Source organism: Ruegeria sp. AB11 (assembly GCF_056536325.1).
This window is the reverse complement of record NZ_JBQFJO010000002.1, coordinates 639,376-664,524: the sequence shown is the minus strand read 5'-3', so window position 1 is coordinate 664,524 and position 25,149 is coordinate 639,376. Positions and strand designations below refer to the sequence as shown.

The following is a 25,149-nucleotide window of genomic DNA, read 5'->3' as shown; positions in this document are numbered from 1 at the left end:
CTCCGCATTTGTCAAACTCAACGGAGAAAAACCGGCAGTGAAGTCGGGCCACGAAAAGCAAAACCCCTGAACTCTACTTCCCGCGAGGGATCGGCCTGCATATTCGGAAAACACCGGAACAAATACGGCAGCAGCGCATCGCTTACCAGTCGACGATACAGATCGCCCCCCATACACCGATGCGGACCCAACCCAAAGGTCTGGTTTGCAATAAGCGGGCGATGAATATTGAAGAGATGGGGGTCCTGCCAGTAGTCTTCATCATGATTGGCCGAGCCCTGCACAACCATGATTGTTTCACCTTTGGGCAACGTTACTCCGCGTAGGGCAATTTCACTGGCAACTATACGTGGGCTGGCCTGAATAGGGGCAACCCAGCGCAGCCCTTCCTCACATGCCAAATCCCAACGATCGGATTCTATACAGTGATTTAGCTGATCCGGATTGCGTAGAAGCCCGTGGACCGTGGTTGAAATCGCATCGCGGCTTTCGACCACTGCACCCCCGATACAGATTTTCAGATTTGTGCGTATTTGACTCAGCGAAAGTGGATTAGGTGCATTGACCATTGCTGACAAAACGGAAGGATTGGGGTTTTCGCGATGAAAATCGACCATCCTGTCAAAACACCGGTTCATTTCATCGTTGGCACGATCGCTGAGCGCAAATACGGCCGGGTCAAAACCTGAGTTCATGGCCCCCGTGATCAAGGCATTCGCCCAACTGAAAAGTTGATCCTGATCGTCAGGCTGGATGCCTAACACGTGTTGCAGGTAGAGCGCCGATAACGGAGCTGCCAAGGTCTGGCGAAGGTCCGTTCTGGTTTGATCGCGCAAAGCGGATACAGCCAATTCAGTGACTGCTTGGAACCTAGCCCTCCAGGTGTCGCAAATGTGGCGAGTATGAAAGGTTTCCACCATTGCATTTCGCTCGTCCAGATGCGCCGGACCATCTTTACGCATCAACGTGTTGCCACCAAACGCTCGTTCCATTGCCGTCCTGGAATCGGTGGAATGAAAATGTTGTGTATCCGTTTTGGCCAGATAGGTGTCGTCTGCCTTAGTCAAAACAATCCGGCCGATCGCCTCTATCCGGACCACAGGCGTTTCGCGCCGCAAACGCCGATAGACAGAGGCTGGATCTCTGTCGAGCATTTCAAGGGTCGTGTCGGAATCTACGGGAACTTCGTGCCTCGCAGCAGAGATTTCGGTCATGGCTCTGCTCCTTGTACCCAGAAATTGGCTCGCAGCGGCATTCAGGCGATCAGGCCGCCTGAATGTTGATCTCGACTTCGGTGTTCAATGAGTTGCTGACAGTGCAAATAGCTTTGGCCTGCTTCAAGATGCGGGTGGCCATCACCTCATCATCCACCACATCGCCGATGATCGTGATCTCGGCCTTCTCCAACCGACCGGGCAATTCAGGAGACTTGGTGCCTACAATTTTGACTGTGAAAGGATTCAACTGCGATTTACGTTGCGCAGCCGCCCACTCGACTGAACGTATGATACAAGAACCAAGCGAAGCAATCATCGTGTCCACTGGAGTTTCATGCGGCGGATGAGGAGTAATGTCGTCAGTATCCCCATAGGCATAGCTGAGTTGTGCACCTCCATTGAAGAACACAAAGACCGGTCCGAAACTTTTGGGCCTCACTTTCAGAACCATAGGGCTTAGCTCCTTTATCAGAATAGCAAATTTGGCAGGAAAAGCGCCAATGCAGGGAACATCGTCAGCACCAGAATGGCGAACAGATGGATCAACCAGTAAGGCACTGTTGCCGCCGCGACGCGTCCCAAGCTGACTTCATTATTGGTCAGCGCCGTCAGGACAGAAAGATTAAGTCCCACCGGGGGTGTGACCTGTCCAATCTCGATCACGATGGTGATGATTACTCCGATCCAGGTCGGGTCAAACCCCAAGCCCGTCAAGAGCGGGAATACCACAGGCAACGTCATGATCATCAGGGACAATCCATCGAAGAAACATCCCAGGATCAGATAAATCAGTACGACGATTAACAGCACGCTGTAGGTTCCCATGCCGCTTTCTGCGACCACCTCGAGAATTTGCTGAGGGACACCCAGGATACTTGTGGATTTTGCCAAAATGGTTGCGCCCAGCACCAGAAAACCAACTGCAGCGAACAACAGAACGGACTGATACACCGCCTCAACCAATTTCTTCCAGGTCAAATCCCCCCAAATCGAAGAGATAATGACTGCCAGCACAACGCCCACACCTGCGGCTTCGGTTGGCGTTGCCAAACCACCCACAATGCTGCCGATCACGGCAAAAATCAGGACCAGAAGTGGCCAAATCTGTTTGAAGCCTGCTAAGGCTTGCCACAACGATACCGGCTCCTGGTCACGTGGAGCGATCGACGGGTTGCGAGAGCATTTGACGAAGAGATAGGCCATGAACATCAGACCCACTAGGAAACCCGGAATAATGCCTGCGGCAAACAGGCGGCCGATCGAGGTTTCCGTCAATGCGCCGTAAATCAAGAAAGATAGGCTCGGCGGTATTAGTAATCCCAGTGTGCCTCCGCCGGCCAGACTTCCAACCACGGTGTCTTTGTCATAGCCGCGCTTGGACATTTCAGGATAAGCAACCGATCCGACCGCGGCTGCTGTCGAAAGACTCGAACCGCTGACGGCTCCAAACAATGTGCAAACCGCAATGTTAGTGTGCAGCAACCCACCTGGAATTCGCCGAAACAGAGGCGAGAATGCGGAATAGGCTTTCTCGCTGATTCCGCTCCGCAGCAACACCTCACCAAGCAAGATGAACATTGGCACCGCGCTGAGTGTGAACGAGTTGAAAACGCTCCAGATTGCGTCGATTGCAAGCGAGGTCGCGCCGTTTGAGAAAAAGTAAAGGATAATAAGCCCCGTCAGGCCCAATGCGGCACCCAAAGCGACGCCAGTACCGGCGGTGGCAACCAGCACCCCAATCAGAGTAAGCCAAAATGACATTAGCGGGCCTCGTCGGTAAAGCTTTGTTCCATATCTGCTTCTGAGTCATCCACTCGGTCTAGAACACCGACCAGACGGGCCACAAAAATGGATAGGGTTAGCGTCAGAGAGATCGGCATTAACGCCATCCAGGGATAGAGCAGAATCCGGGTGGTTTCCGTCTTGAGATTGCGCTTGAAAGCAAACTCGAACCAAGGAATCGTCTCGACGATCAACCAGAGAAAGAAGACTATACCAACCAGCAGCGCGGCTATCTGCACAACGACATGCATCTTGCCTTTTAGCCTGTCGGCCAACAGCGAAACGCGCACATGTTTGGCCCGCAAGGTGACCATCGGCAAACCCAAAAATAACGAGACACTCAATAACAGTCCAACCACTTCCTCGGTGATGTGAAGAGGCGAGTTGGCAAACTTACGCATCAGGACACTGGTTACGATAATGCCAACAATGGCTATCATTCCCAGTGCTGATGCCGCCGCACACGCAAGGGCCAGACGATCCAGCCCTCGCGCGATAAAGTGTTTTAATCTTGTTGCCATCTTTGAATTAGCGGCCCAAAGCGCTCAGAATACGTTCGCGGTAGGCCGGTGCGTTTCCACCAGCTTCTTCCGCCAGCATTTTCCATGTTTCGGTTACCGAGGACACAAAGAGGGCCCGGTCTTCGTCAGAGAAGTCTTCACCCCAGGTCACACCCTCTTCACCAAGTTTTTCACGGGCAGCAAGCTCACGCTCGAAGTCATCTTCATACTGGTTGGTGCGGTCCCACAAATCATCTGCTGCTGCGGTGATCGCCGCTTTGGTCGCCTCATCCGTCGCGTCCCATTTGTCGGTGGCCACACCGATTACATATGGACCGGATGCCATCGGATAAAGGAATGACGCATACTTGGCCACTTCCTGCAACGAGACCGTATGCGCATAGAGCGCCGGGTAAAGGGCACAGTCAACGACCCCGGTCTTGAGCGCCACATACATTTCTTCTTGCGGGATGATCTGCGCTGCAACACCCAGACGGGTGAAGGTTTCGACCTGATCACGCGCCCAGACACGCAGCTTCTTTGATTTCAGATCCTCAAGGGTACGCACGGGCTCATCCCGGCAGAAAACTGAAACCGACAGCATCGGGATTGCGACATAACCCACTGAGGACACACCCCAGTCAGCAAACTCTTCTTCATAGATATCGCGGACTGTCGGGATTGCTTTTTCGAACTCTTCGATCGAGCCGATGGTGCCCTGAACAACTACGGAGCTTAGCGCAGGAGCGTCACGCCCTAAATAGTTGGCCCACATCAGGCTCATTTCCACTGCGCCTTTGGGCAAAAAACGCAGGGTATCCGTGTTTGGCAAACCCAGCGAACCGCCGCTGTAGAGAGTAATCTCAGAGCCTTCTGCGAGTGCGCCGTTCACATCTTCAACGAATTGCTCCAGCTCAGCCGTTTCCGGGCGCGTTTCCGGAAGAAAGTTGTTAAAGCGCCACTCATCGGCCATCGCTGGCGAAATGGCTGCTCCTATACCCGAAATACCGAATGCGGCAGCTTGGATAAGTCTATTCATATCGTGTCCTCCTGATGGAAATGATATCTGCGACCTGGTGATTATTATCACCAAAATATCAACCGATTTCAGATTATCCTGTGTATGTGACCACAAGAATGGGGAAAAATTCGCCTAAAGCTTACGATCGCCCCTAGTGCGATTCTTCCCAATCGAAAACAATCCAATCATGCACTTACAATTAGTTTGGACCAACCAAATCTGGCTGTTCACGTGAATATCAAAGTTCAAGAGATTTTTAGTGGCCGCTGCTCAGCGATTGCTTCCATCGAGAAATAGGAGGTAACCGAGTCAAGCTCTACTTCTGAAATCAAGCGCTGATATACCAGATCATACGAGTTCATATCCTCAGTGATGACCTTTATCATGTAGTCGTAATCGCCCCCGATCCGGAAAAAATCTACGACATCCGGAATTTTTAATACGGCGCGGCGGAATGCATCAAGCCATTCCGTCGAATGATGGCGCGTTTTCACCATCATGAAGACCACCAAGCCGAGGCCAAGTTTCTCGCGGTTAACGCGCACCGTCGAACCAACGATTACTCCGGTTTCGTTCAACCGCTGCAAGCGTCGCCAACAGGCGTTCTGAGACAAGTTGACCTTTTCGGCAAGCTCTCGCTGGGAAAGAGAACTGTTTTTTTGTAATGCCTCAATGATTTTTAAGTCTTTGTCATCCATCTACGCACGCAATTCATTCAATTGACCCACAAAACAACAAAAAACACAGGGATCTCTTACATACAACACAATAGTATTGGGTCTGTCACGATTTCTCTGACCCCACGAAATGAATCGAGCCCTATCAAGTGCCAGACTGACTTCCATAGAGTTGCACGAAGCACCGCGCTTAATAATAGCGATGAATATGTCTGACTATCCGGCTCGGCCAAAGGTAGATGACCTGTCTAGAGCCTATCTTTCCAGAATCTCCCGACAAACCTCGCGTGATCAGCGACGCCTTCTCAAGAGCGTTATTTTAGTACACTACACTGACCTGCATTGGCGAACACGGTCGTTAGTTGCCCGACGAGGTTCTGGGAAAGCAACTCATTGAGCTGTGCATATAGTGTACATCTCAAACGCCTCGGAACATCGTTCGCGACAGGCGTTGACACAATCGTCAAATAACAATCAAGTGTGAAACACTAATACGGTACTGGTCGCTGTTCTCAGACGCGGGATCTGCTGCAAAAGCCGAGCATTTGATCCGCGTTAAGTTGGAGGTCGAATTCTTGTCGCCACGTTGGAGTGTGTCTTTTGGCCAATAAGATAGATGTCTCGGCGTCTTCCATCACATCAACCTCCGATTACTCTCGACAGGTCTATTTCCTACTAATCTCATTGTTTTTAGCATTTCAGTTGCTCAAATTGATATACTTTTTGCCTTCACCCGAGGTTGGTGGAGACGCTGCACGAAAATGGTTTTTGGCCAAGGATTTGTCCGAGGGATCGCTAGAGGTTTTCCGTGCGAATGAACACGCCAGCCATCACTTTTTTCGGTGGGGGACCTGGCTATTTCCCCTGGCGCTAGTTTGGTCTTTCGGGGACTCGGTTGCGTTTTATTATCTTTCGACCTTTATCCCTGCGGCACTTGCAGCCAGTATTTTTCTGAACCTCTACTACCGCCACTTCGGTTTGAAGGTGGCTTCCGCTTTGGCAATACTCTGGGCGTTGGATCCTCAGCTCAATCGCGCGTTGTTCCAGCTTCTACCAACCGGGGCAGGCCTTCTTCCATTGGCGTTGATTGCATTAGGCTTCCAGCGTTTCATTGATGAAAAGCTGACCAAACGCGGGTTGGTGCTTTGGCTTTCTCTTTGCCTGTTCTGGCTCTATGGAGCGAAAGAGACGAATATCTTTTTTGCCCCGGGCCTCTTCATCGCGGTCTGGGTTTTGGCCGGACCAAGGTCTGCATTCAAACTCACAGCCATTTGCCTGATATTCTATGTAATCGAGGCCATCGCTCTGAGCGCGCTTCAAGGCCAAATCATGGTCGGAGGCAGACTGCTTGAGCTGTTAGTGGGCGGAAGCAATCACCTGAAGATAATGTTTGAGTCCTCATCTCACGTCCAACAGCAAGAAGCGCTCTGGGACGCAGGCATCATATCGCGCTGGTATCGGGTTCTGGCTGTGCATGTACCAGTCTACATCCCTTCAATTTTGGCTTTTGGTGCGATTGTGATCTCAGGATTTGTCTCGCCATTCTCGGATTCGACGGGTCGGGTCGCCTTCGCAATCGCCCTAACGGCGCTTAGTTTTGTCGTATTGACCTCTTTTTTCATAGTGTCATTTGATCCGCTGCGTTTAGGGCAGCCCCTGAGGCCTCGCTATGTTGCGATCTTACTTCCGTTCTCGGCATTTGCCTTGGTCTATGTCGCACGCGAGATGAGAGTCGGCCGTGTTCTGCGCGACTTACGCTTCTTAGTTCTTATCGCGTTGATGTACCTGACCATCGGATACTCCAGTCATCAAAGAGAAATCCGAGCGTTGTCGTCCCGGTTAGATGACGAGCGTATATCACTCAATCCATCTGCCAGAGATACTTTGGTAAGTTGGATGGCCTACTTCGAAACATATGGGAAGGAGCTTCCACCCAACTATTGCAACTTAGAAAAACAAGATTTCAAACAGTTGTATTTTGGATTGATGTATGTTCGGAACGACAGCCATGCGCCATCGCAGATAGAAATCGTTGGTGAGTGCACACAAGCAGCGGGCCCGTACATGTAGAAAAAACACGCGCAGGCCACTTCACCTATAATCATAACAGATATAAAAAAATCATGACCAAACTCATCGTTCAAATCCCATGCTTCAACGAGGCAGGCAGTTTGGCCCAGACTGTCGCTGACATCCCCCGTCAGATTGATGGTATCGATGAAGTAGAAGTTCTGATCATTGATGACGGCTCTACCGATGAAACGGTTGAGATAGCGAAGTCCTGCGGCGTCGACCACATATTGCGAAATAAGGGCAACAAAGGGTTGGCGCGTAGTTTTTCGTATGGACTTCGGGCCTGCCTTGAACGTGGGGCAGACATTGTTGTCAACACTGATGGTGACAATCAGTACCAAGGGGCATCAATACGTGATCTAGTGCAACCGATCCTAAACAATCAAGCTGATATCGTTGTAGGCGACCGCGGCACCTCCGAGATCACACATTTTGGCCCGTTAAAAAAGCGTTTACAAAAGCTCGGCAGCGCTGTCGTGCGTCGAATGTCCGGTCTGGATGTAGAAGACGCAGTTTCAGGCTTTCGTGCCTATTCCCGTGAGGCGGCCCTGCGCACCAACGTAGTTTCCAGCTTCAGCTATACGGTAGAGACCCTCATCCAAGCCGGAAACAGCGATCTGTGTGTGGTCTCTGTTCCCGTGGGCACGAACCCACAGCTGCGCGAATCGCGACTGGCAAAAAATATGGGCAGCTTTATCCGTAAACAGGTGTTTACGATGCTGCGGTCTTACGCGATGCATCGGGCCTTACAGTTCTTTACGCTGATAAGCGTTGTTTTGATATGCTTCGGCTTGCTACCAATCGCTCGCTTCCTCGTTCTATTCATGATGGGCGAGGGACAGGGAAACATTCAATCGCTCGTTTTGGGTGGCGTTCTGATCGTTCTAGGGGTAATCAATTTTGCGGTCGCGCTTCTGGCCGATGCGATTGCAGTTAATCGGCGGCTGCAGGAGCAGACATTGGAAACTATACGCCGCATGGAACTGGCTTCCGCAGAGGTCTCACGCAAGCGATCGGACATGGAAGAATGACCGCCTCTCGTATCGCCAAGTCAGTTTATGTTTCAACCCTTCGAGGAGCGGGCAAAATTGCCCGCACTGCCGGGGTCTATAGCGCGCTTCAACGACGCCTTCCGGATCGACGCGCTCATTGGTGGCTGAGCCTTTTTGCCATTCACGATATTGATGCAATGGTTGATCTGGACGTGCCCTGGTGGAGTTATGGCGCCATCGACAAGGTCGACGCTTTTCTCGCCCAGCGAGACAATCCACGCGTTTTTGAATACGGCAGCGGTGCAAGCACAATCTGGGCCGCGCGGCGCGCTCATCATGTCACCAGTGTCGAACATGATGTCGATTGGCATCCTGTAATTTCCAACCGGCTGAGCGCGTTTTCCAACGTTGAATTGAGGCTGATTGAGCCCGATGCCAACTACAATCCAGAGTACGGATCAAAAAAACCCGGCAATACTTCGCGCAGTTTCGAAAATTATGTCACTGCAATCGAAGGCGCAGAAGGTCCATTCGACGTCATCATCATAGACGGACGCGCACGGGTGGCTTGTTTGAGGCACGCGATAGCACACGTTGCACCTGGTGGCATGATCGTATTTGATAACTCCGGCAGACGGGAATATCGTCGCCCGATTGAAGCGGTGAAGGCACAGATCAAGACCTACCGGGGGCGTGTTCCATCACTGCCCTACCCCGATCAAACGACACTGATCCAACCCACCCCTGTAGCAGAGAAATGACACTTCCAAACAAGTTAGGGCGTGGACAGCGCCGCGCGCTACGCGTGATAGGCTGGGCCATTGTTGCCGTGACTTTGTACTATTTTACCGTCGCGGTTGCACAGCACTGGTCCCAAATTGCGGCTTGGTCTCCTGGCTGGCAGGCGTGGGCAATCGTATTTGCGGCAATATTTTATTATGCAACCGCTTTGCTGCTATTGGCCGAGCTTTGGCATGGGCTGGTCCAGGGAACGCAAGACCAAACATTTTCACGTGCACTGACGTTTTCAACCTACTCCAAAACGCAGATCGCGAAATATCTACCGGGAAACGTGTTTCAATATTTGGGCCGACATATCGTTATGGCTGACCATGGAGCAAGTCAGGGTGGGTTGGCGCTCGCAAATATTCTTGAAATTTGCACTCTTATTCTGGTCGCGGGGCTTTTCGCTCTAATTGGATTTACATTTGGTGCAGCTCCCCACTCACTAGAAATATCTGATGTCATACCTATTCATTGGCTTGTACCGACAGCGATGGTTATTGCCATTTTGATGATCATACTGATTACAAGAAAACTTCGAACACTCCCCAACGCGCCGTCGCGACAAAGGCTTATCTACGGATCGTTGCTTGCTTCCATCTTCTTCTTAGCCATGGGCTTTACTCTGTTGGTATTGGTAGGGTTGGTTTCCGGTGACTATGACCCTGCGATCATAGTCATTGCCGTTACGTCATGGCTGTTAGGCTATGTCACTCCTGGCGCGCCTGGAGGGATCGGAATCCGTGAGTTTGTTCTGCTCATCTTCTTACAGGCCTACATACCTGAGGCAGAAGCGCTGATTGCAATCGGGTTGTTCCGCGTGGTCACATCACTAGGTGATCTGGCATTCTTTATCGGCGGCGCTTTTCTGTGGCGTATCTCGCCAAGAGTAGAATGATCATTTGATTGTCAAACTTGTAACCCGACTGCATCTTTTAGATAAAGTAAACTATTGAGAAGCAATCAATTTTAGGCTCATTGTAACCATTAACAAGCGGAGATGCGATTAAATCCGGAAAGCGATAGCTGCGGCTGTTAGTCACTTAAATTCACCGCTGGTTTCTTGCTGTTCTGAACAAAAGCAAAAATACAAAAACCGAACCTATGGAAGTCGTGACAATCCCTACTGGCAACTCCTGTGGCGCCAGTAAAAGCCTGCTGAGAATATCCGAACCGGTCAATAACGCAGCGCCAACAATTGCGGCAGTCGGTACAAGGTGGCTGTGCAAAGGTCCCGCAATTCCGCGGGCTATGTGTGGCACCATTAGGCCAACAAATCCGATCACACCCGCCACCGAGACAAAAACTGCAGTTGCCAAAGCTGCCGCGAAAAACATGCTGAATCTCAATCCCTGAACAGGGACCCCAAGAGTTGCTGCAGTTAAATCCCCCGTAAGCAGCGCGTCCAACCAACGACTGCGATACAGAGAATACGTTAAGATCAGGATCAGCCCAACACAAACAAGGGGGAACGTCTCCCAGCGGGCCAGGCCCAATCCACCTAGCATCCAGAAGATCACCGAGTGGGCAGCGCGGTTGTCACCCGCAAATATCAAGTAGTTGGTGATGGCTGAAAAGAGGAATGAAACCGCCAATCCTGCCAGGATTAGTTTCTCTGGCGCACTTGTGCGCAAACCGTGAACCAGCGCCAATACAACGCCTGACGCGACGAGCCCTCCGCAGAAGGCGGCGAGCGGCAGTGTCCAAAAACCCAGCACATCTCCGGTTACGGTGATGACAAACACCGCACCTGCGGCGGCCCCCGAAGACAAACCAAAGAGAAAAGGGTCGGCAAGATCGTTGCGAGTGGTGGTTTGTAGGACGACGCCAACGATACCAAGTCCGGCGCCTATCACAGCGGCGAACAATGCACGGGGCAACCTGAGATCAAACACGATCCGGTGCATCGGAGACATCTCGCCGTCGTCGATACCCGTGCCACGCATAATAGCAGTAAATGTCTCAGACACCGGGATCGAGGTGGTTCCGTAAATCGTGGAAACCAGCACAAGGGCGGCCAAAATAGCCGCCCCCAGCAGAAGTGTTAGGCCAAATCGGCCCATATCAGTTGAGGCCCGGATGCATCGCTTGAGCCATTTTCGAGATCGCCTCAATATTTGCGGGGCCAGGTGTCAATTCTTCGTACCGCAACCCGATCCAACGCTCATTCTTGACGGCATCTGTCTGCGACATCACCGGATGCTCTTGCAGGAATTTGAAGGTATCTGCCGCGCCGTTGCCGGTCTGATAATCCAGCAGCACCAGGAATTCGGGGTTAGATGCGGCCACGGCTTCCCAGGAACTACGCCCCCAGCTTGTATCCATGTCATGGGTGACATTCTCACCACCCGCCGCAGCGATCATAGCATCGGGAATGGCAAACTTCCCAGCAGTGAACGGTGCATCCGCCGGACCATCCAACAAGAAAACTCGAGGTTTCGGCAACTCGGTCGTTTGCGCCTCGATCGCGGCCAATTCGTCTTTCCATTCGCTCACTAGCGCCTCGGCCTTGTCCTCGACCTGCATAACCTTGCCAAGACGCAGAACATCGTCAAACAGCAGGTCCATGCTGGACTCGGGGCGATCCTTGTCCAAATGCACACAGCTTTCGGTCAGGATCATGGTTTTGATCCCGAAGGGTTCCAATGTGTCTGGTGTCACATCCCCACCCGGTTTCATTCCATAATACCAGCCCGCGAAAAACAAATCTGGGTCCGCTGCGACGAGGTTCTCAACAGTGGGGTATTTCGGCGCGAGCTCCGGAATGTCACCCCGCAAGGTATCGAATTCCGGGCTGGTCTTGTACCAGCCGGTGATCCCGGTGAGGCCGACGATCTTGTCCTGTAGCCCCAAAGCAAAAGCCATATCCGTCATGTTCATGTCATGCACGACCAACCGTTCCGGCAACGTCTCAAACACAAGGGGTTCGCCGCAATTGTCCACGGTGACTTCCTGCGCTGCAGCGCTGCTTGCAATGGCAGTGACCAAAGCCACGGACCAGATGTGTTTCATCAATATTCTCCTGAGTTTATGTAGAAACAGTGGTTCTTCGGATATCAAGAGCCGGTATCACGCGACCCTCATGGTGAAAGCACAGATAATCCACGCCAAAGGTTTCACGGACCCGTTCGGTCGTCAGAACTTCGGCGACCGTGCCAAATCCGGTCAGGCGCGTGGATTTCATCAAAGCAACATGTGTGGCGAATTCAGGGATCATGACCAGATCGTGCACGATCATTACCACTGTGACCCCAAGATCAGCGACCAGCGATAGCATCCGCCCCTTTGCGTCAGGGTCCAGATGATTTGTGGGTTCATCGAGAAACAGCAATGAGGGGTTTTGTGCCAAGGCGCGCGCAATATGCGCACGCTGACGCTCGCCCCCAGAAAGCTGAGCCATCCGCTTTTCTGCCAATGGAGCCAGATCAGTGAGGTCAAGTATCCGGTTCAGTTCGCATGCATGATCTTCGGCCGAGCGATCTGCGCGAATGGGAATCTGACCCAATGCCACATAATCACGCAGTGACAGACGCCCGTCAGGAAATTCCTGCTGGCTGACAACGGCTATCATGCGGGCGCGTTCTTTTGCGGATAGGTGCTTGAGGCTTTGTCCATTCATACGCACATCCCCCAATGCCAGTGCCTCGGCACCACAGAGTAGATTCAAAAGCGTAGTTTTACCTGCCCCGTTCGGACCAGCGATCGCAAGAATAGCGCCCTCGTCCAAGGCGAACGACACGCCTTGCAACAAGATATCTCCGTTAAGCGCGTAATATTCCAGATTTTCGGCAATCAGAAAGCTTTGCTTGGTCATAGCGCTTCCTCAAGCTCAATACGCGGCAGGCGTGAGAGAGTTTTTGTGAACAATGCCCGTGGCCGATCAGTGGCATTTGTCCAACCATCGCCACTGCGCAGATACTGATGGGCAAATTCAACGATCGCGTCCAAATCTTCATCTGTAGAAATGTCACCAAATAGATATTGTGCTTTGCCAAGGGACTGAAAGCCGATGGTGGTTGGCCTTTCACAACCCGCCATACAATTCACAGAGCGGATCACAAATTCCCTCGGCAATCTATGCTTCAACGCCTGGGGTACTTTGTTTGCACTTTCGCCACTTCTGCAGCTCGCGCAGACAAGAAGGATATGATCAACATTGTTCGTCATCTCGCCACCGTTTATTGCGCAATTAAGGTTTTTGCAATGTTATATCGTAACGCTTTGAATATTCTGAACACCGCTTTGGGCACCCCGCGTCGGCGGTTCACGTTGTCGACAATGTATTGATCAGCGATTTTCGCATTTCTCACTCCGCTTGTTTCCAAGCGCAGACGGAAGCTGCCAGTCGTGTGCACACGTGTGAAACGTGTCATCAATACCTCCTTCCAGGACGCCCCGCCCCGGGTTGGTTGAACAATTGATGGCAGGTCTCCTGACTTGCGGGTCCGCGCTTGGCCAACCTTCCCGACCCTTGGGGTCAGTGGCTATTTGGCATAGCTCACCGCTTACAGTTGCGGGGGCAGTTACGGAATTGGCGCCGCTTGGCATTCCTCACCGTATTCCCTTTTCATCCCTCTGACGTATCGTTGGGAACCATCTGTTGCCTGAGTGCCCGAGATCAAGAAATGCGTCAATAACTTTCTGTCAGCTTAAGTCTTCGAAGGTAAGCCAACGCAACGCCAGCGATTACGGCGCCAACCGCGTCCGTTTCGAAGTCGTAAATCGATTGATCCCACCCGACCAATTATTGACCGGTATACTTCATTCTGACGCGAAAACGGCTGTTTGGGATCAAAAGGAATGAGGCAATAAGGCTGCCATAAGTCACTTTATTTGAAAGAAAAACCAAAAAGGGTTAATCTGCGGGCATTTAGAAGGGGTTGGCTGTCAGATATCTTTGTAGAGGTTAATTATTGCCTGGGCTTGCTCGGGAAAAGGGGGTTCGTTGACACATTCTTTGCCAAACACTTCACCTGAAGACGTGGTTGACGATATCATCGATCAGAATTTTGAAGCGATCGCGAAGTGGAAAGGTCGAAGGTTAAGAGCGCAACATGGGCGCAGCCATGGATGTGTCAAAGCCACTTTCACAATCCGGGACGATCTGCCGGAAAGGTTGCGCCATGGCCTTTTCGAAAAAGCAGAAAGTTATTCTGCAGCAGTTCGCTTTTCCAACGGTGCGCATCTGGATGATCGCAAAACCGATGCCCATGGAATGGCGGTCAAACTATTTGATGTGCCGGGCACCAAACTGATCGACGTCGAGGCACTTTCACAACTCAACATCTCTCAAATCAGCGATGAGTTCGACTTTGTTCTTGTCGATCGGGACACTTTCCCCAGCTACCTTTCCGACGATTATGAACGGCTAAGCAGCCTGATCGCCACACTGCAAGCCCTACAGCACGCGGCAAATAAGCGTCGCAGCTGGTCATTGAAGCTGATCACTCGAGGGTTGGTGGCCCTGTTTCGCGCATTTGCCACACAAAAAGGCAGGCGACGTCTTCAGACTGCGAGCGATTTTGCCTCGAACTACATGCAGTCGCCATTCGAGGCGCATTTCTGGTCAACGACGCCCTATCGGCTGGGGACTGACCTGACAGTACGATACCTCGCCCGCAGCGTTCGACATAAGGTAGCAACTAAACCGGTGGACGAGCATGACGGCATCAGCCTGAAACTCCGTCAGGACGTCGCCAGTGACGGCAATCGATTTGAGTTCTGTATAATCGAACCACCGCGTAACGATGGCGACTTCGATCCGCTCGATAACCGCGTCAGATGGGCCTGCGATCCACAGCCAGACGCACCACTTGACCCGTTTCATCGCACGGTTACACCCATCGCAGATATTACCATCGAAAAAGATGCAGCATTTGATCCGCTCGATGGTGATACCCTGTCATTTTCACCATGGCGTGTGACCGCCGAGCACAAACCTCTGGGCCCGATCAACGCAATCCGGCTTAAGACTTACCTCAGCCTCGCCCGCGCCCGTTTTCCAAACCGATGATCAATTGGAGCCATTTAGATGCTGAATATTGATGATCTTATCAATCTTGGGTTCAAGATCGCACCACGCACGACAAGCTATATCTCAGCTATGAGGCTTGCGAATGCAGCGCGGGTGCACCGGCCGCGGCCCTATACATTGGGTGCGGACTATACCAGCTGGCCAGGCGTCTATTCCAACCGCTGGATTGGTCGTCACACACCGCCCGAAGATCCTTCGCCGATCCTGCCATCGGAAAGTGAAGTGGCCGACTTGTTTCGCCGCAGAACACAGATAGATGGCAGCCCGCTCACCCTATTGTGCCCGCAAGGCACGACCGTTCTTTTCATCTCGGTCGCGCAATGGTTCACCGACAGCTTTCTGCGGACCTTCGGGCCAACCGGACCGTTTGATCAGACTGATTCAAACCACGAAGTCGATCTTTGCCAGATCTACGGGTTGAATGATTTTCAAACTGATATGTTGCGCGAAAGAGACCCCGAAACAGGCGAAATGACCCACCGACTGGCGTTTCGGATGGATGAGAACGGCGAGATGTGGCCACCGAAGCTGTTCCAGAAAGATCAATCCGGTGGAGTTAAGCTGGCCCCGCCATTTGATGGCAGTCTCGCCGAGGGTGATAATGCCGCGCGGCCCCTGCATGATCCTTGCAAGCTGCGTAACTCCTTGAAACGCGCGCATCCCGAGCTGACGCGCCAACAAGTCGATCAAAGGCTGCTTGATTTTCACGCAACCGGCCTGGACAACGGCAACGGCACGATCGGCTATACTGCCATCAACACATTGATGATGCGCGCGCACAATACATTTGCCGATCTTCTCTTGCGCGAGAAACGCGGCACTGACGGTTGGGATAAAGAGCGCGTGTTCCAAACCACGCGGTGCACTCTGATCGCGCTGCTGATCAAGCTGGTGATTGAGGACTATATCAGCCACGTGGCAAACATGCCTTTTCATCTGCCGGTCGGCGTCAACCGCTGGCAGCGTTGGCATCATTCAAACCAAATCGCGATTGAATTCAATTTGCTTTACCGTTGGCATTCAATGATCCCCGAGCGTTTCATCATCGACGGCGCTCAGGTCGAGCCGACTGGATTCCGGTTCAACCCTCGACTCGTCGAACAAACGGGACTTGAGGAAATGATCCGCTCTCTCTCGCGCCAACCCGCAGCCAGGATATCGCTGCGCAATACACCTGATTTTCTGTTCGAAAGGCCTGCAGAAGGTGTGCCCTCACCGGTCGAAGCAACGATTGCCCTTACACGCAAAGCACGACTTCCCTCGCTGAACGCCTATCGTCATCATTTTAAACGTCGAGTACACTCGAGCATTGCGGATCTTGTGGGGGATCAGCCCTTCGCCGACGAGCTAATCGCCGACCTGAGCAGAATGTATTGCAATGTTGACCGGATCGAGTTGTTTCCGGGCTTGTTCGCCGAGCAGCACAAGGGGACCGTCATTATGGGTGACTTGATGACGTCAATGGTGGGGTATGACGCGATCACGCAACTCATGAACAACCCAATGGTCTCAAAGAACCTGTACTCGGTCAAGACCTTTTCGCAAACGGGTCATCGGCTGCTGCTAAAAACCTCTTCATTTGCGCAGGTCGCTGAATTTGTTGGTCTGAATCTTGCCCCGGATGACTGTGCATTGGGCCGAAGGCTCTAGGCCGAAACCCCGGCATCATTCAGCTTGGCAAGACGTGCAGCAATCTCAGGGTCAACTGGTCGCAGACGGGCCAGATCTTCCAATGCTCGTTTCTCATATAGAGCGGCTCCCTGATCACGGGCCACCTGTATCGCCCTTCGGCACGCGGCCTCGGCCTCGTCAGAAGCGTCTTCCTGCTTTGCCAGCAGCGCAGCTCTGATCCGGTTTAGCTCGGCTTCGTAATTCCGCTCTCCGGTTTGATCCGCAAATCTTAAACCAGCATCAACTGCTTCCAGACCTTGTGGGATTTGACCAAGCGCGAGAAAGCCACGCGCAAGTTCAGTATGGACAAGAACACCTGCCGCCTTGGCTCCAGTTGCATGCATTTTTTCCCAGGCCGATTGCAGCAAGGCGACGCCCTTTGCCGGTTCGCCCGAACGTATCGACGCACCCGCGAGATGCGCGGTTGCAACCGCGTTGTAATATGGGCCAACACTGTCTCGCACGATCTTTGCAAAAGTCTTTGCCATATGCGGATAATCCGGATGATCGGTCTGCATGTAGATCTCGGTCTGCCAATGCATCGCATTTGCCACTGTCAGCGACTGCCCCAATGCCCCTGCAGCATCAACCGCACTTTTGGCGCGAGCCAAAGCACGTTCAGTATTCCCCAGGAAACTGTCGACCAAGGCAGCCATGCTCTCGATCTGTAACATCGCCGCGACATCCGGATCGTTTCCTGCCTCAGCAGCGTGTGCTTCGGCGTGCAAAGCTGCTTTTTCCAGCGCAGTCGCCGCGGCTATGAACTGTCCACGCGGTGCAAGCGCTGATCCACGTATGTAATTGCCGACCATGCACGTATGGTGATCATCATGGGCATCGATCATCGCCTGTCCCCAATGCTCGGCCTTGCGATAATCCCCTTTGACCATCGCGGCGGTAAAGAGACCCCTGCCGGCGCGCACCAAAGTGCGGCGATCTCCGAGTTTCTTGGAAAGTTCAAAGCTACGGTCGAACGCTGAAATTGCAGAATCCGCGCCATATCCGATCCGGACGCGTTCGGCGGCTGCAAGCAGAAACTGCAAGGAAAGTTCTGCCTCTTCACGATGTTCGGCAGGCAGTTTCTGCAGCAATCGCAGTCCGTTTCTAACGTGCTGCGCACCTTCTTGATTGGCATGGCGACGCAGGTTTTTGCGAGCGGCTTCGATCCAGGCAGCCACGGCTTTGTCGGGCGCACCTGCCAACTCCCAGTGACGTGCAATCTGTTCCGGTTTGCGGGCCGCCTCCGGCTGTTCATTCAGGGCTTCGGCTGCGCGTCGATGTAAATGCGCACGCCGGTCCCGTACGAGGCTTTGATAGGCTGCTTCGCGGACAAGTTCGTGCCTAAACCGCCAGGCCCCGCTCGCATTTTTCCCTGAACCCGGAAGGTGTTGCAGTAAACCTGTTGATGCTAACTGGTGTATTGCCTCATCAGCTTCAGCTTCTGAGATGCCGCTGACATGCGCCATCATTGGTACGCCAAATGTACTACCTATGACTGCCGCCTCGACAGCTGTACGGCGCAATTCACCCACTTCGTCTATTTGCTGCGACAATAGGTCGTGAAGTGTCGCGGGAATGGCCCCCAGCCCACGTTCGGGTGAAGCTGCCATAGCAGTCGCGCATTCTTTGATGAAAAGTGGAATGCCGTTCCCGCGGGTCACGATCTGCGCCATGGTTTCATCACTAAGCTGCGCATTTGATGCGGCACCGGCCAAAACCGCAGCGGTGTCATCATCCAGCGGTGATAGTGCAGTTATCTGCAGCGAAGGGATGCTTTCTTCCATAGCCCGCGTGACAGGATTTCGCCCGGCCAACAATAGCAGAACAGGTAATTTGCTAAGATGCTCTGCCACAGTTTGAAGAACCGAAAGGGTCGACGGATCTGCCCATTGCAAATCCTCGACCACGACAAGCACCGGCCCTTCGCGGCTTAACCCTTCAAAGACACGACAGAATATCGTAACGATTTCGGCGCGCAGCGCCTCTTCGCTGGCGGGTCCATGATCGCCGGGTCCTGGCGCGAGAACAAAAAACAAGGTGCCCAACTGGCCGTCATCCAGAATATAGCCCAGATGTTCCGTCATTCGGTTTCGTCGGATCGCGATGTCGTCGCTGTCGAGAATTCCGCACCAGCGTTCAATTTGTGAGATGAATGGAAAAAAGGGTGAGCTCACATGAAAAGGACTGCAATGATACGTCACCCAGGCCTGGGGGCCCACCGACGTACGCAGGTCCCGGATCAAGTGGGATTTTCCAATTCCTGCTTCACCTTGCAGATAAATTACCCTTCCTTTGCCGGTTTCCACGTCAGACCAAGCCGCATGAAGTTGTGCTCTCTCAGCGTCCCGCCCGATCAAAGGTATCCGGTCTTTATCCAATACCTGAATTCGGGTCTCACCTGCCAAGCGATACACTGGAACGGGCCGATCAAATCCTGCGAGGCTCTTTGCACCCAGGCCATCGAACTCAAGCTGCTCGCCCCCCAGTGCGCGGGTCGCAGCGGATATCAGCGTCCCACCGGGTTCAGCAAGGGCCTGTAACCGCGCAGCAAGATTCAGCGTAGATCCAAAGATCGCATCCGGCTGGATGTTGCTCCCGAGTGCAATATCCCCGACCAGCACGACGCCAGAAGCGATTCCGATGCGGCACTTCAATTCGGTCGGGCCAGACAACTCGGCCAGATCAGAATGTATGCGCAAAGCCGAGCGCATGGCCCTTTCGGCATTGTTTTCACAGGAAGAAGGCCACCCAAAGACCACCAAAACTCCGTCACCGACGATCTGCAGCACGCTGCCTCCAAAGGCATGGGTGGCATGTTCGACCAATTTCTGATAGCGCAGCGTGGTCGATAGCAAATCCTCGGGATCAAGGGTCTGGGCAAGAACAGTTGATCCGACAAGATCCACCATCATGACTGTGAGATGGCGATGCTCCATCGCGCCAAGATCAGTATCAGGACCAGCCGGGTGTAGTACCATCAGCTCACACCGTTTTCAGACATCGCATGACTATGCGATTGTTTGCTCACAATTGAACTAACACTGAACAATGAGAACATGCCCCCCTCGCAAAGCCTCATATAAACCTGCACTCGCCATTGCAGTCTGGCGACATGTAAGCTGCGAACACAGCCTATATGATGCAAGGCTATCTGGCTATGTCCAGCGTTACTCAGGTGCAGACTGCCTTCCCGTGCGAAACTTCATTGGTCCAATTTCACCAATCACTACACAAAAATTGCCCTAAACTCCCGTGGTCTGGTCAAACAAATCGGGGGTGGTAGTGTTTCCTCAAAATTAGGCATCTACCATTCTGGAAGAATTGATGCGATTGCAGCATTGAAAGCCTCAATGGCGGTATTGTGAGACGCGGCGTGCACCGTCGTTTAACGCAGGTGGGACGATAAGAATGACAACTGATAAGCTACTTCCGGTCGGGCTGGATTCTGAAACAGGTTTTTGGCTGGACACGCCAGAGCACCAGAACTGGTTGATGGAACAGGCTCGTCATCAGCTTGAATTTTTCAGTGCAAGCTGCCGAAATGGGCCTGGTTTCTTTCTGCTTGATCATGACGGCACCCCCCTGCCTGGCGAGGTGCAGGAACTGCACACGACCACCAGAATGATCCATTCTTATGCCTTGGGTCATCTCTTCGGATTTAAGGGTGCCGAAAAGATAGTTGACCACGGTATGGCATATCTTGAGCGCTATCACCGAGACGCGGAATTTGGTGGATTTTTCTGGGCGCTGGAAGGTGACCGCGTCGTTGATGATCGCAAACTGGCTTACGGGCACGTCTTTGTTCTTCTTGCGGCGGCGAGCGCAAAGCAGGCAGGTCATCCGGGCGCGGACATGCTCATGACTTACGCTCGAAAGGTTCTGGATACACAATTTTGGGACGAAGAAGCGGGGCTGTTTTGCGACGAATGGAACAGAGATTGGACGCCGTTCTCCGACTATCGCGGGATGAATGCAAATATGCATGGTGTCGAAGCCCTGCTTACCGCGTTTGAAGCAACAGGGGACAAGGTGTATTTATCCCGTGCAGGCCGCATTCTGGATTTCTTTGTCGGCAGAGTCGCACCCAAAGAAAACTGGCGATTGCCAGAACATTACACGAGCGACTGGCAGATTGATCGCGCATATGCGGGCAATCCGATGTTTAGGCCAGCCGGTACAACTCCGGGACATTCGTTTGAATTGGGACGGTTGCAACTGCAATATTGGGATCTGTCGGGTCGCCCGAACACCGGCGCACCGCATTCTGCGCGTCAGTTGATTGAACAGGCCCTGCGTGATGCCTGGCTTCCCGGCGGAGGCATCGCTTATACGTTGGACTTTGATGGACAAGTCTCAAACGAGAACCGGTTCTGGTGGCCTGTAACCGAAGCGATCAGTGCCGTCGCTGCATTGATCAGAATTGATAAAAAAGCAGAAGATGAGCACTGGTACAGAACTCTCTGGGGTTATGCGAATGAACGATTTGTGGACCATCAAAATGGCGGCTGGTTTCCGGCGGTGGACGAAAACGGCAAGGTCGTAACATCCATCTTTAACGGGAAACCAGACATCTATCATTCCCTACAGGCCTGCCTGTTTCCGTGTTCAGGTCGCCTATCGAGAATGCTGCCGTTTTGACCTGCCAATCCCTGTCATTCAAAAGCGTGCAGAAGCCCTTCAATTGAAGAATCGGGGGAAATCTGGTAATGTAGGCATATTCAACATCATCTGACGACCTGCCAATTCGGATACGTTTCCAAACGAACGGATAGGAGAGATGAATGGCAAATCAAGCTAGCAAAAAGCACAGTACCCGCAAAGGAAATGTCGAGGTTCGACCGCAACCGTCTGCCCATTCCGCTTTAGGTGAAAGGGCAGAAGCATCTGGCCTGATGACACCCCAAACTCTTAGTGAACGCGACGAGAAGGTTTCAAAGGTTCGCCGAAAGGGTGGTCCGCCATTGGAGGAAGACAACTCTGCCAGTTCTGCAAGCGAGGCGGACCCAACCGAATTGGATTACTGACACATTTTGACATTACTATTACGGAGGCTGCCATGCCCTCGACCCATCAGCCAAGGATATTCAATACAGTAAATCTAACAGATTTTGATACAAACGGGCAAACGTCGACAGTCGGCGAGCCCACGGTCTCAAACAACGGAAATCAGATACTGGCCACTGGAAACTGGTACGCCAGCCGGTCTTTGGATAGTGGCCAAAGCTGGTCGCATATGAGCCCTTTCACCTTGTTTCCGCCAGCAGATGGAGGTTTCTGCTGCGATCAGACCACCATTTATGACCCAAGCCGGGATTTATTGATCTGGCTGCTTCAATATATCGAACAGAACGGGACCAACACATTACGTGTTGCGGTCAAGCAAGGCCGCACACTTGGAAATGACAACTGGAACCTCTGGGATTTCACACCGGCGGGAATTGACCCATCGTGGAACGGCGAATGGTTTGACTACAACCATGTCTCTCTTTCAGAAAATTACCTGTATGCGGGAACCAACGTGTTCTCGGCCAGCAGCAACCTTTTTAGGAGGTGCGTCATATTGCGAATATCGCTGGACGAACTTGCAGCTGCCGCTGGATTATCTTTTGACATATTCGAAACGCAGCACAATTTCTCACTTCGTTGTGTTCAGGGCGCGCGCGGTTCGATGTACTTCGCCAGCCACAATTCGAACTCGCAAATCCGTGTGTTCAGGTGGCCAGAGAACTCACCGGACGTTGATGAATTCGACATCGATGTCACCCCGTGGTTTGCGGGCAGCTATTCCGCGCCTACAGTCGGAGGCGGCGACTGGATGTCCAGGACCGATCCACGCATAATGGCCGGTTGGTTAGGGCGAGGCGCGCTGGGGTTCATGTGGACAGCCAACAAACAAGCCAACAGGCCAAACCCATTTGTCCGGACCGTTCGCATCAACGAAGCCACAATGTCCCTGATCGACGAGCCTGACATCTGGAATGATCAGATCGCGTTTTCCTACCCCTCGACAGCCGTAAATCGGTTCGGCGACGTCGGGCTGTCGATTTTCGCCGGTGGGGGCAATCTGCATCCAAGTCATGTCATTGGTACCTATGACGATATAGATGGAGTTTGGCGCTTGTCCCTCGCGCGGCAAGGAACGCATACGCCGTCCTTGGGCAAATGGGGAGACTACACGAACTGTGCCGAGATTGCAGATGACGGATTTACCTGGCTTGCCGCTGGCTACACGCTGCAAGGTGGGAGCACGCAAAGCGACATCGAACCAACAATGACTTGGTTCTCACAGCAGCGCTATGACGCGCCTCGACGTCATCCTCCTGCAATAGTCTAACCAACTAGATTAGTTTCAAAAGATTGGATCATACCATGCATACAGCGATGAAATCACAAGGAATAAAGTCTTTTTTGCGCCAAGAAGGACCGTGGTTGTTGAGTGCATTCGTCATAGCCGACTTATTTTATAAATGGGGCTCATTTGCATTGGAATGTGTTGGCTTCTTACTGACATGGTACGCCCTAAGCTGGATCTCGAGCCTGCTTGTGCGGGTCTTCACGGGTGAAAACTCCGCTCTCGGCGATTAAACTTACCGAACTCCTACACACAGACTTCTCGGGATCAGCTTGGGCTTCATTTCAAACAAGCCTTCACGTACCCTGCAACTCAGTCACGACGTTGGATAACAGCTCAATTCCTTGCGGGATTAACCCCGGTTGGATTGATGAGACACCAACTCGGAAATGATGCTTCCCTTCCGCTGCCTTCGAGAAACACGCTCCAATCGGCTCTACGATTACGCCCCGTCTGAGTGCTGCATCACAAATTGTCTTAGCCTCGAGTTTTTCATCGGGATCGGCTAGAACGAAAACAGTACCACCGAATTCACCTGCTCTCAGAAAGCTGGGTAACCGCTCACGAATCATCGAGTCTGCCAAATGCCAGCGTTGTTCATAGTTCTGCCGCACCCGGCGTAGCAAACCGTCGTAATATCCTAACCTGATGAACGCGGCGGCAGTATGTTGCAGTATCATGGGTGGGTGGCGCATCATCATGCCCCGGCAATCTCGCGCTGCATCGATAAACTCAGGCGCGGCTGCCAGATACCCCAGTCGCAAACCTGGCGAGAGCCCCTTGGATAAGCTGCCCAGATAGATCAGGCGGTCGGTATCATCCAGGCTCCGCAACGGCAGAAGCGGTGAATGACGATAGTCCACGTCGCATTCGTAGTCATCTTCGACAATGTAAAAGTCATAATCCTCAGCAGCTTGCAACAGTGCTCGCCGACGGCGTTCAGACAACGTGACTGTGGTTGGGTGTTGCCGGTTAGGCGTGATGAACACCAGATCCGCGCCGCGCAGCCGCTCGTCAACAATGAGACCTTCCTCATCCACGGGTTGAAAGCTCACCTTGCCGAAATTGGCCTGAAGAATCTTCCGAGCATCCGGATAACCCGGATCTTCCATTACCGCAGTACGTTCACGCCCGCCAAAGAGCAGGCTGGTAATAAAAAGCCCATTCTGTGAACCCAATGTAATCAGTATCGATTCACTGGGCTCGAAAATTCCCCGCCGTGGCAAAATGCGTTGCCTGACCTGTTCGACAAGCTCTAGGCTGTCATCATAAAGTCCATCTGCGGACCAGATCTTGAGGTCTTTTCGGTTCATTGCCAGCCGGGTGCACTCACGCCAATCCGCAACTGGAAACACACCATCATCGATCTGATTACACACAAAGGGATAAGCATATTTATACCAGTCTATTGGGCGCGGGATTGTCTCAATCTCTTCAGTACGACGCAGTTTGTTCAGTTTCTGGCTAATTGATGTAGCGGGCCTGGTATTCGACCGGCCAATCGCATCACTGTCCGTTCGTATCCCGCGGTCAGAACACACAAAATAGCCGGATCTTGGCCGTGCCTCGATCAGTTGTTCTTCCTCTAGCTTACGATAGGCTGCGACAACCGTATTAATAGAAACATCTAAATCCCGCGCCAACACGCGGCAGGACGCAAGCTTCAGACCGGACGGCATCAAACCTTCAAATATGAGCCGCGATATCTGCGAGACAATTTGGTCACGCAAGCCGCTGGACTGAGATTTATCAATACTCAATCGTTGTGTCATATCCTACAGGGTCCCAGTCACAGTTTCCGCCGCGCGACTTGCAAACTGTATCCTTGTTTTCAAGTGTTCCTTGCGAAAGGCAAAAGGCAAGTTATACCCAATCGTCGCTCCGGAATCGCAGTCGGAAACAGGTGATCTGATTACGAGTCGATTGATGATAACTCAAAAAGAAACTTCCACCAACTTCATGTAATAAAAGCGCTTCTACCAAAACGTGACTTCAATAAGTGTCCGGTAGGTGGGTATGTTCACCCGCCATCAGTATGCGGTCAGAT

21 protein-coding genes and 1 riboswitch are annotated in these 25,149 nt (G+C 52.5%); of the genes, 9 read left to right on the top strand and 12 right to left on the bottom strand.

Annotated elements, in window-relative coordinates; genetic code table 11:
• Positions 1-17: 17 nt before the first annotated feature.
• The 6 genes from ACR3EJ_RS22580 to ACR3EJ_RS22555 all read right to left on the bottom strand — a co-directional run bounded on the left by ACR3EJ_RS22580 (position 18) and on the right by ACR3EJ_RS22555 (position 5,218).
• Positions 18-1,214 (bottom strand): cytochrome P450, encoded by a 1,197-nt coding sequence (locus ACR3EJ_RS22580; RefSeq protein WP_170543966.1) that lies wholly within the window; start codon positions 1,212-1,214, stop codon positions 18-20.
• Between the two features lie 49 nt (positions 1,215-1,263).
• On the bottom strand, positions 1,264-1,668 hold the full coding sequence (locus tag ACR3EJ_RS22575; RefSeq protein WP_170543964.1) for an OsmC family protein: 405 nt from the start codon (positions 1,666-1,668) through the stop codon (positions 1,264-1,266).
• 17 nt (positions 1,669-1,685) lie between these two features.
• Complete coding sequence (locus ACR3EJ_RS22570) at positions 1,686-2,978, bottom strand: TRAP transporter large permease (RefSeq protein WP_480423579.1); 1,293 nt, start codon at positions 2,976-2,978, stop codon at positions 1,686-1,688.
• Positions 2,978-3,520: a TRAP transporter small permease gene (locus ACR3EJ_RS22565; RefSeq protein ID WP_170543960.1), complete on the bottom strand. Its 543-nt coding sequence runs from the start codon at positions 3,518-3,520 to the stop codon at positions 2,978-2,980. Before ACR3EJ_RS22565 ends, ACR3EJ_RS22570 begins: the two co-directional genes overlap by 1 nt.
• A 7-nt stretch (positions 3,521-3,527) precedes the next feature.
• On the bottom strand, positions 3,528-4,538 hold the full coding sequence (dctP, locus tag ACR3EJ_RS22560) for a TRAP transporter substrate-binding protein DctP (RefSeq protein ID WP_170543958.1): 1,011 nt from the start codon (positions 4,536-4,538) through the stop codon (positions 3,528-3,530).
• 227 nt (positions 4,539-4,765) lie between these two features.
• Positions 4,766-5,218 carry an Lrp/AsnC family transcriptional regulator gene (locus ACR3EJ_RS22555; RefSeq protein WP_010441613.1) on the bottom strand — a complete coding sequence of 151 codons (453 nt, stop codon included), beginning with the start codon at positions 5,216-5,218 and terminating at the stop codon, positions 4,766-4,768.
• Positions 5,219-5,797: 579 nt separating this feature from the next.
• On the opposite strand from ACR3EJ_RS22555, the gene ACR3EJ_RS22550 reads away from it, so the two are divergent.
• The 4 genes from ACR3EJ_RS22550 to ACR3EJ_RS22535 are packed head-to-tail and all read left to right on the top strand — an operon-like array spanning position 5,798 to position 9,943.
• Entirely contained in the window at positions 5,798-7,267 is a 1,470-nt protein-coding gene (locus ACR3EJ_RS22550; protein WP_170543957.1) for a hypothetical protein, read from the top strand.
• 53 nt (positions 7,268-7,320) lie between these two features.
• Positions 7,321-8,301 carry a glycosyltransferase family 2 protein gene (locus tag ACR3EJ_RS22545; protein WP_170543955.1) on the top strand — a complete coding sequence of 327 codons (981 nt, stop codon included), beginning with the start codon at positions 7,321-7,323 and terminating at the stop codon, positions 8,299-8,301.
• On the top strand, positions 8,298-9,023 hold the full coding sequence (locus tag ACR3EJ_RS22540) for a class I SAM-dependent methyltransferase (protein WP_170543953.1): 726 nt from the start codon (positions 8,298-8,300) through the stop codon (positions 9,021-9,023). The genes ACR3EJ_RS22545 and ACR3EJ_RS22540 overlap by 4 nt, the downstream gene beginning before the upstream one ends.
• The gene (locus ACR3EJ_RS22535) at positions 9,020-9,943 is read left to right on the top strand and encodes a lysylphosphatidylglycerol synthase domain-containing protein (RefSeq protein WP_170543951.1); all 924 of its coding nucleotides are present in this window, start codon (positions 9,020-9,022) and stop codon (positions 9,941-9,943) included. The genes ACR3EJ_RS22540 and ACR3EJ_RS22535 overlap by 4 nt, the downstream gene beginning before the upstream one ends.
• Positions 9,944-10,094: 151 nt before the next feature.
• Here ACR3EJ_RS22535 and ACR3EJ_RS22530 read toward each other — a convergent pair whose 3' ends face one another.
• The 4 genes from ACR3EJ_RS22530 to ACR3EJ_RS22515 are packed head-to-tail and all read right to left on the bottom strand — an operon-like array spanning position 10,095 to position 13,212.
• Positions 10,095-11,108, bottom strand: a complete 1,014-nt coding sequence (locus ACR3EJ_RS22530) for an iron ABC transporter permease (protein WP_170543949.1) — start codon at positions 11,106-11,108, stop codon at positions 10,095-10,097.
• A 1-nt stretch (position 11,109) separates the two neighbouring features.
• Positions 11,110-12,057, bottom strand: coding sequence for an ABC transporter substrate-binding protein (locus ACR3EJ_RS22525; protein WP_170543947.1), 948 nt, complete (start codon positions 12,055-12,057; stop codon positions 11,110-11,112).
• A gap of 16 nt (positions 12,058-12,073) precedes the next feature.
• Positions 12,074-12,859: an ABC transporter ATP-binding protein gene (locus tag ACR3EJ_RS22520; protein ID WP_170543945.1), complete on the bottom strand. Its 786-nt coding sequence runs from the start codon at positions 12,857-12,859 to the stop codon at positions 12,074-12,076.
• Positions 12,856-13,212, bottom strand: a complete 357-nt coding sequence (locus ACR3EJ_RS22515) for a DUF1636 family protein (RefSeq protein ID WP_170543944.1) — start codon at positions 13,210-13,212, stop codon at positions 12,856-12,858. The genes ACR3EJ_RS22520 and ACR3EJ_RS22515 overlap by 4 nt, the downstream gene beginning before the upstream one ends.
• A gap of 238 nt (positions 13,213-13,450) precedes the next feature.
• A riboswitch (cobalamin riboswitch) is annotated at positions 13,451-13,658 on the bottom strand.
• A 332-nt stretch (positions 13,659-13,990) separates the two neighbouring features.
• On the opposite strand from ACR3EJ_RS22515, the gene ACR3EJ_RS22510 reads away from it, so the two are divergent.
• Both ACR3EJ_RS22510 and ACR3EJ_RS22505 read left to right on the top strand, forming a co-directional pair.
• Positions 13,991-15,058: a catalase family protein gene (locus ACR3EJ_RS22510; protein ID WP_170543942.1), complete on the top strand. Its 1,068-nt coding sequence runs from the start codon at positions 13,991-13,993 to the stop codon at positions 15,056-15,058.
• Positions 15,059-15,076: 18 nt separating this feature from the next.
• Complete coding sequence (locus ACR3EJ_RS22505; protein WP_170543940.1) at positions 15,077-16,729, top strand: peroxidase family protein; 1,653 nt, start codon at positions 15,077-15,079, stop codon at positions 16,727-16,729.
• Here ACR3EJ_RS22505 and ACR3EJ_RS22500 read toward each other — a convergent pair.
• Complete coding sequence (locus ACR3EJ_RS22500) at positions 16,726-19,728, bottom strand: adenylate/guanylate cyclase domain-containing protein (protein WP_170543938.1); 3,003 nt, start codon at positions 19,726-19,728, stop codon at positions 16,726-16,728. The genes ACR3EJ_RS22505 and ACR3EJ_RS22500 overlap by 4 nt on opposite strands.
• Before the next feature lie 430 nt (positions 19,729-20,158).
• On the opposite strand from ACR3EJ_RS22500, the gene ACR3EJ_RS22495 reads away from it, so the two are divergent.
• From ACR3EJ_RS22495 to ACR3EJ_RS22485, 3 genes are all read left to right on the top strand, one after another.
• Positions 20,159-21,388: an AGE family epimerase/isomerase gene (locus ACR3EJ_RS22495; RefSeq protein ID WP_480423574.1), complete on the top strand. Its 1,230-nt coding sequence runs from the start codon at positions 20,159-20,161 to the stop codon at positions 21,386-21,388.
• Between the two features lie 143 nt (positions 21,389-21,531).
• Complete coding sequence (locus ACR3EJ_RS22490; RefSeq protein WP_170543934.1) at positions 21,532-21,774, top strand: hypothetical protein; 243 nt, start codon at positions 21,532-21,534, stop codon at positions 21,772-21,774.
• 32 nt (positions 21,775-21,806) lie between these two features.
• Positions 21,807-23,084 carry a hypothetical protein gene (locus tag ACR3EJ_RS22485; RefSeq protein ID WP_170543932.1) on the top strand — a complete coding sequence of 426 codons (1,278 nt, stop codon included), beginning with the start codon at positions 21,807-21,809 and terminating at the stop codon, positions 23,082-23,084.
• A gap of 314 nt (positions 23,085-23,398) precedes the next feature.
• Here ACR3EJ_RS22485 and ACR3EJ_RS22480 read toward each other — a convergent pair whose 3' ends face one another.
• On the bottom strand, positions 23,399-24,862 hold the full coding sequence (locus ACR3EJ_RS22480) for an aminotransferase-like domain-containing protein (protein WP_260027071.1): 1,464 nt from the start codon (positions 24,860-24,862) through the stop codon (positions 23,399-23,401).
• Positions 24,863-25,149 lie beyond the last annotated feature (287 nt).

Bases quoted from the DNA above. Each gene is read 5' to 3' on its own strand.
- ACR3EJ_RS22580 (WP_170543966.1), bottom strand. From the start codon at position 1,214: ATGACCGAAATCTCTGCTGCGAGGCACGAAGTTCCCGTAGATTCCGAC.
- ACR3EJ_RS22575 (WP_170543964.1), bottom strand. From the start codon at position 1,668: ATGGTTCTGAAAGTGAGGCCCAAAAGTTTCGGACCGGTCTTTGTGTTC.
- ACR3EJ_RS22570 (WP_480423579.1), bottom strand. From the start codon at position 2,978: ATGTCATTTTGGCTTACTCTGATTGGGGTGCTGGTTGCCACCGCCGGT.
- ACR3EJ_RS22565 (WP_170543960.1), bottom strand. From the start codon at position 3,520: ATGGCAACAAGATTAAAACACTTTATCGCGCGAGGGCTGGATCGTCTG.
- dctP (WP_170543958.1), bottom strand. From the start codon at position 4,538: ATGAATAGACTTATCCAAGCTGCCGCATTCGGTATTTCGGGTATAGGA.
- ACR3EJ_RS22555 (WP_010441613.1), bottom strand. From the start codon at position 5,218: ATGGATGACAAAGACTTAAAAATCATTGAGGCATTACAAAAAAACAGT.
- ACR3EJ_RS22545 (WP_170543955.1), top strand. From the start codon at position 7,321: ATGACCAAACTCATCGTTCAAATCCCATGCTTCAACGAGGCAGGCAGT.
- ACR3EJ_RS22540 (WP_170543953.1), top strand. From the start codon at position 8,298: ATGACCGCCTCTCGTATCGCCAAGTCAGTTTATGTTTCAACCCTTCGA.
- ACR3EJ_RS22535 (WP_170543951.1), top strand. From the start codon at position 9,020: ATGACACTTCCAAACAAGTTAGGGCGTGGACAGCGCCGCGCGCTACGC.
- ACR3EJ_RS22530 (WP_170543949.1), bottom strand. From the start codon at position 11,108: ATGGGCCGATTTGGCCTAACACTTCTGCTGGGGGCGGCTATTTTGGCC.
- ACR3EJ_RS22525 (WP_170543947.1), bottom strand. From the start codon at position 12,057: ATGAAACACATCTGGTCCGTGGCTTTGGTCACTGCCATTGCAAGCAGC.
- ACR3EJ_RS22520 (WP_170543945.1), bottom strand. From the start codon at position 12,859: ATGACCAAGCAAAGCTTTCTGATTGCCGAAAATCTGGAATATTACGCG.
- ACR3EJ_RS22515 (WP_170543944.1), bottom strand. From the start codon at position 13,212: ATGACGAACAATGTTGATCATATCCTTCTTGTCTGCGCGAGCTGCAGA.
- ACR3EJ_RS22505 (WP_170543940.1), top strand. From the start codon at position 15,077: ATGCTGAATATTGATGATCTTATCAATCTTGGGTTCAAGATCGCACCA.
- ACR3EJ_RS22500 (WP_170543938.1), bottom strand. From the start codon at position 19,728: ATGGTACTACACCCGGCTGGTCCTGATACTGATCTTGGCGCGATGGAG.
- ACR3EJ_RS22495 (WP_480423574.1), top strand. From the start codon at position 20,159: ATGACAACTGATAAGCTACTTCCGGTCGGGCTGGATTCTGAAACAGGT.
- ACR3EJ_RS22490 (WP_170543934.1), top strand. From the start codon at position 21,532: ATGGCAAATCAAGCTAGCAAAAAGCACAGTACCCGCAAAGGAAATGTC.
- ACR3EJ_RS22485 (WP_170543932.1), top strand. From the start codon at position 21,807: ATGCCCTCGACCCATCAGCCAAGGATATTCAATACAGTAAATCTAACA.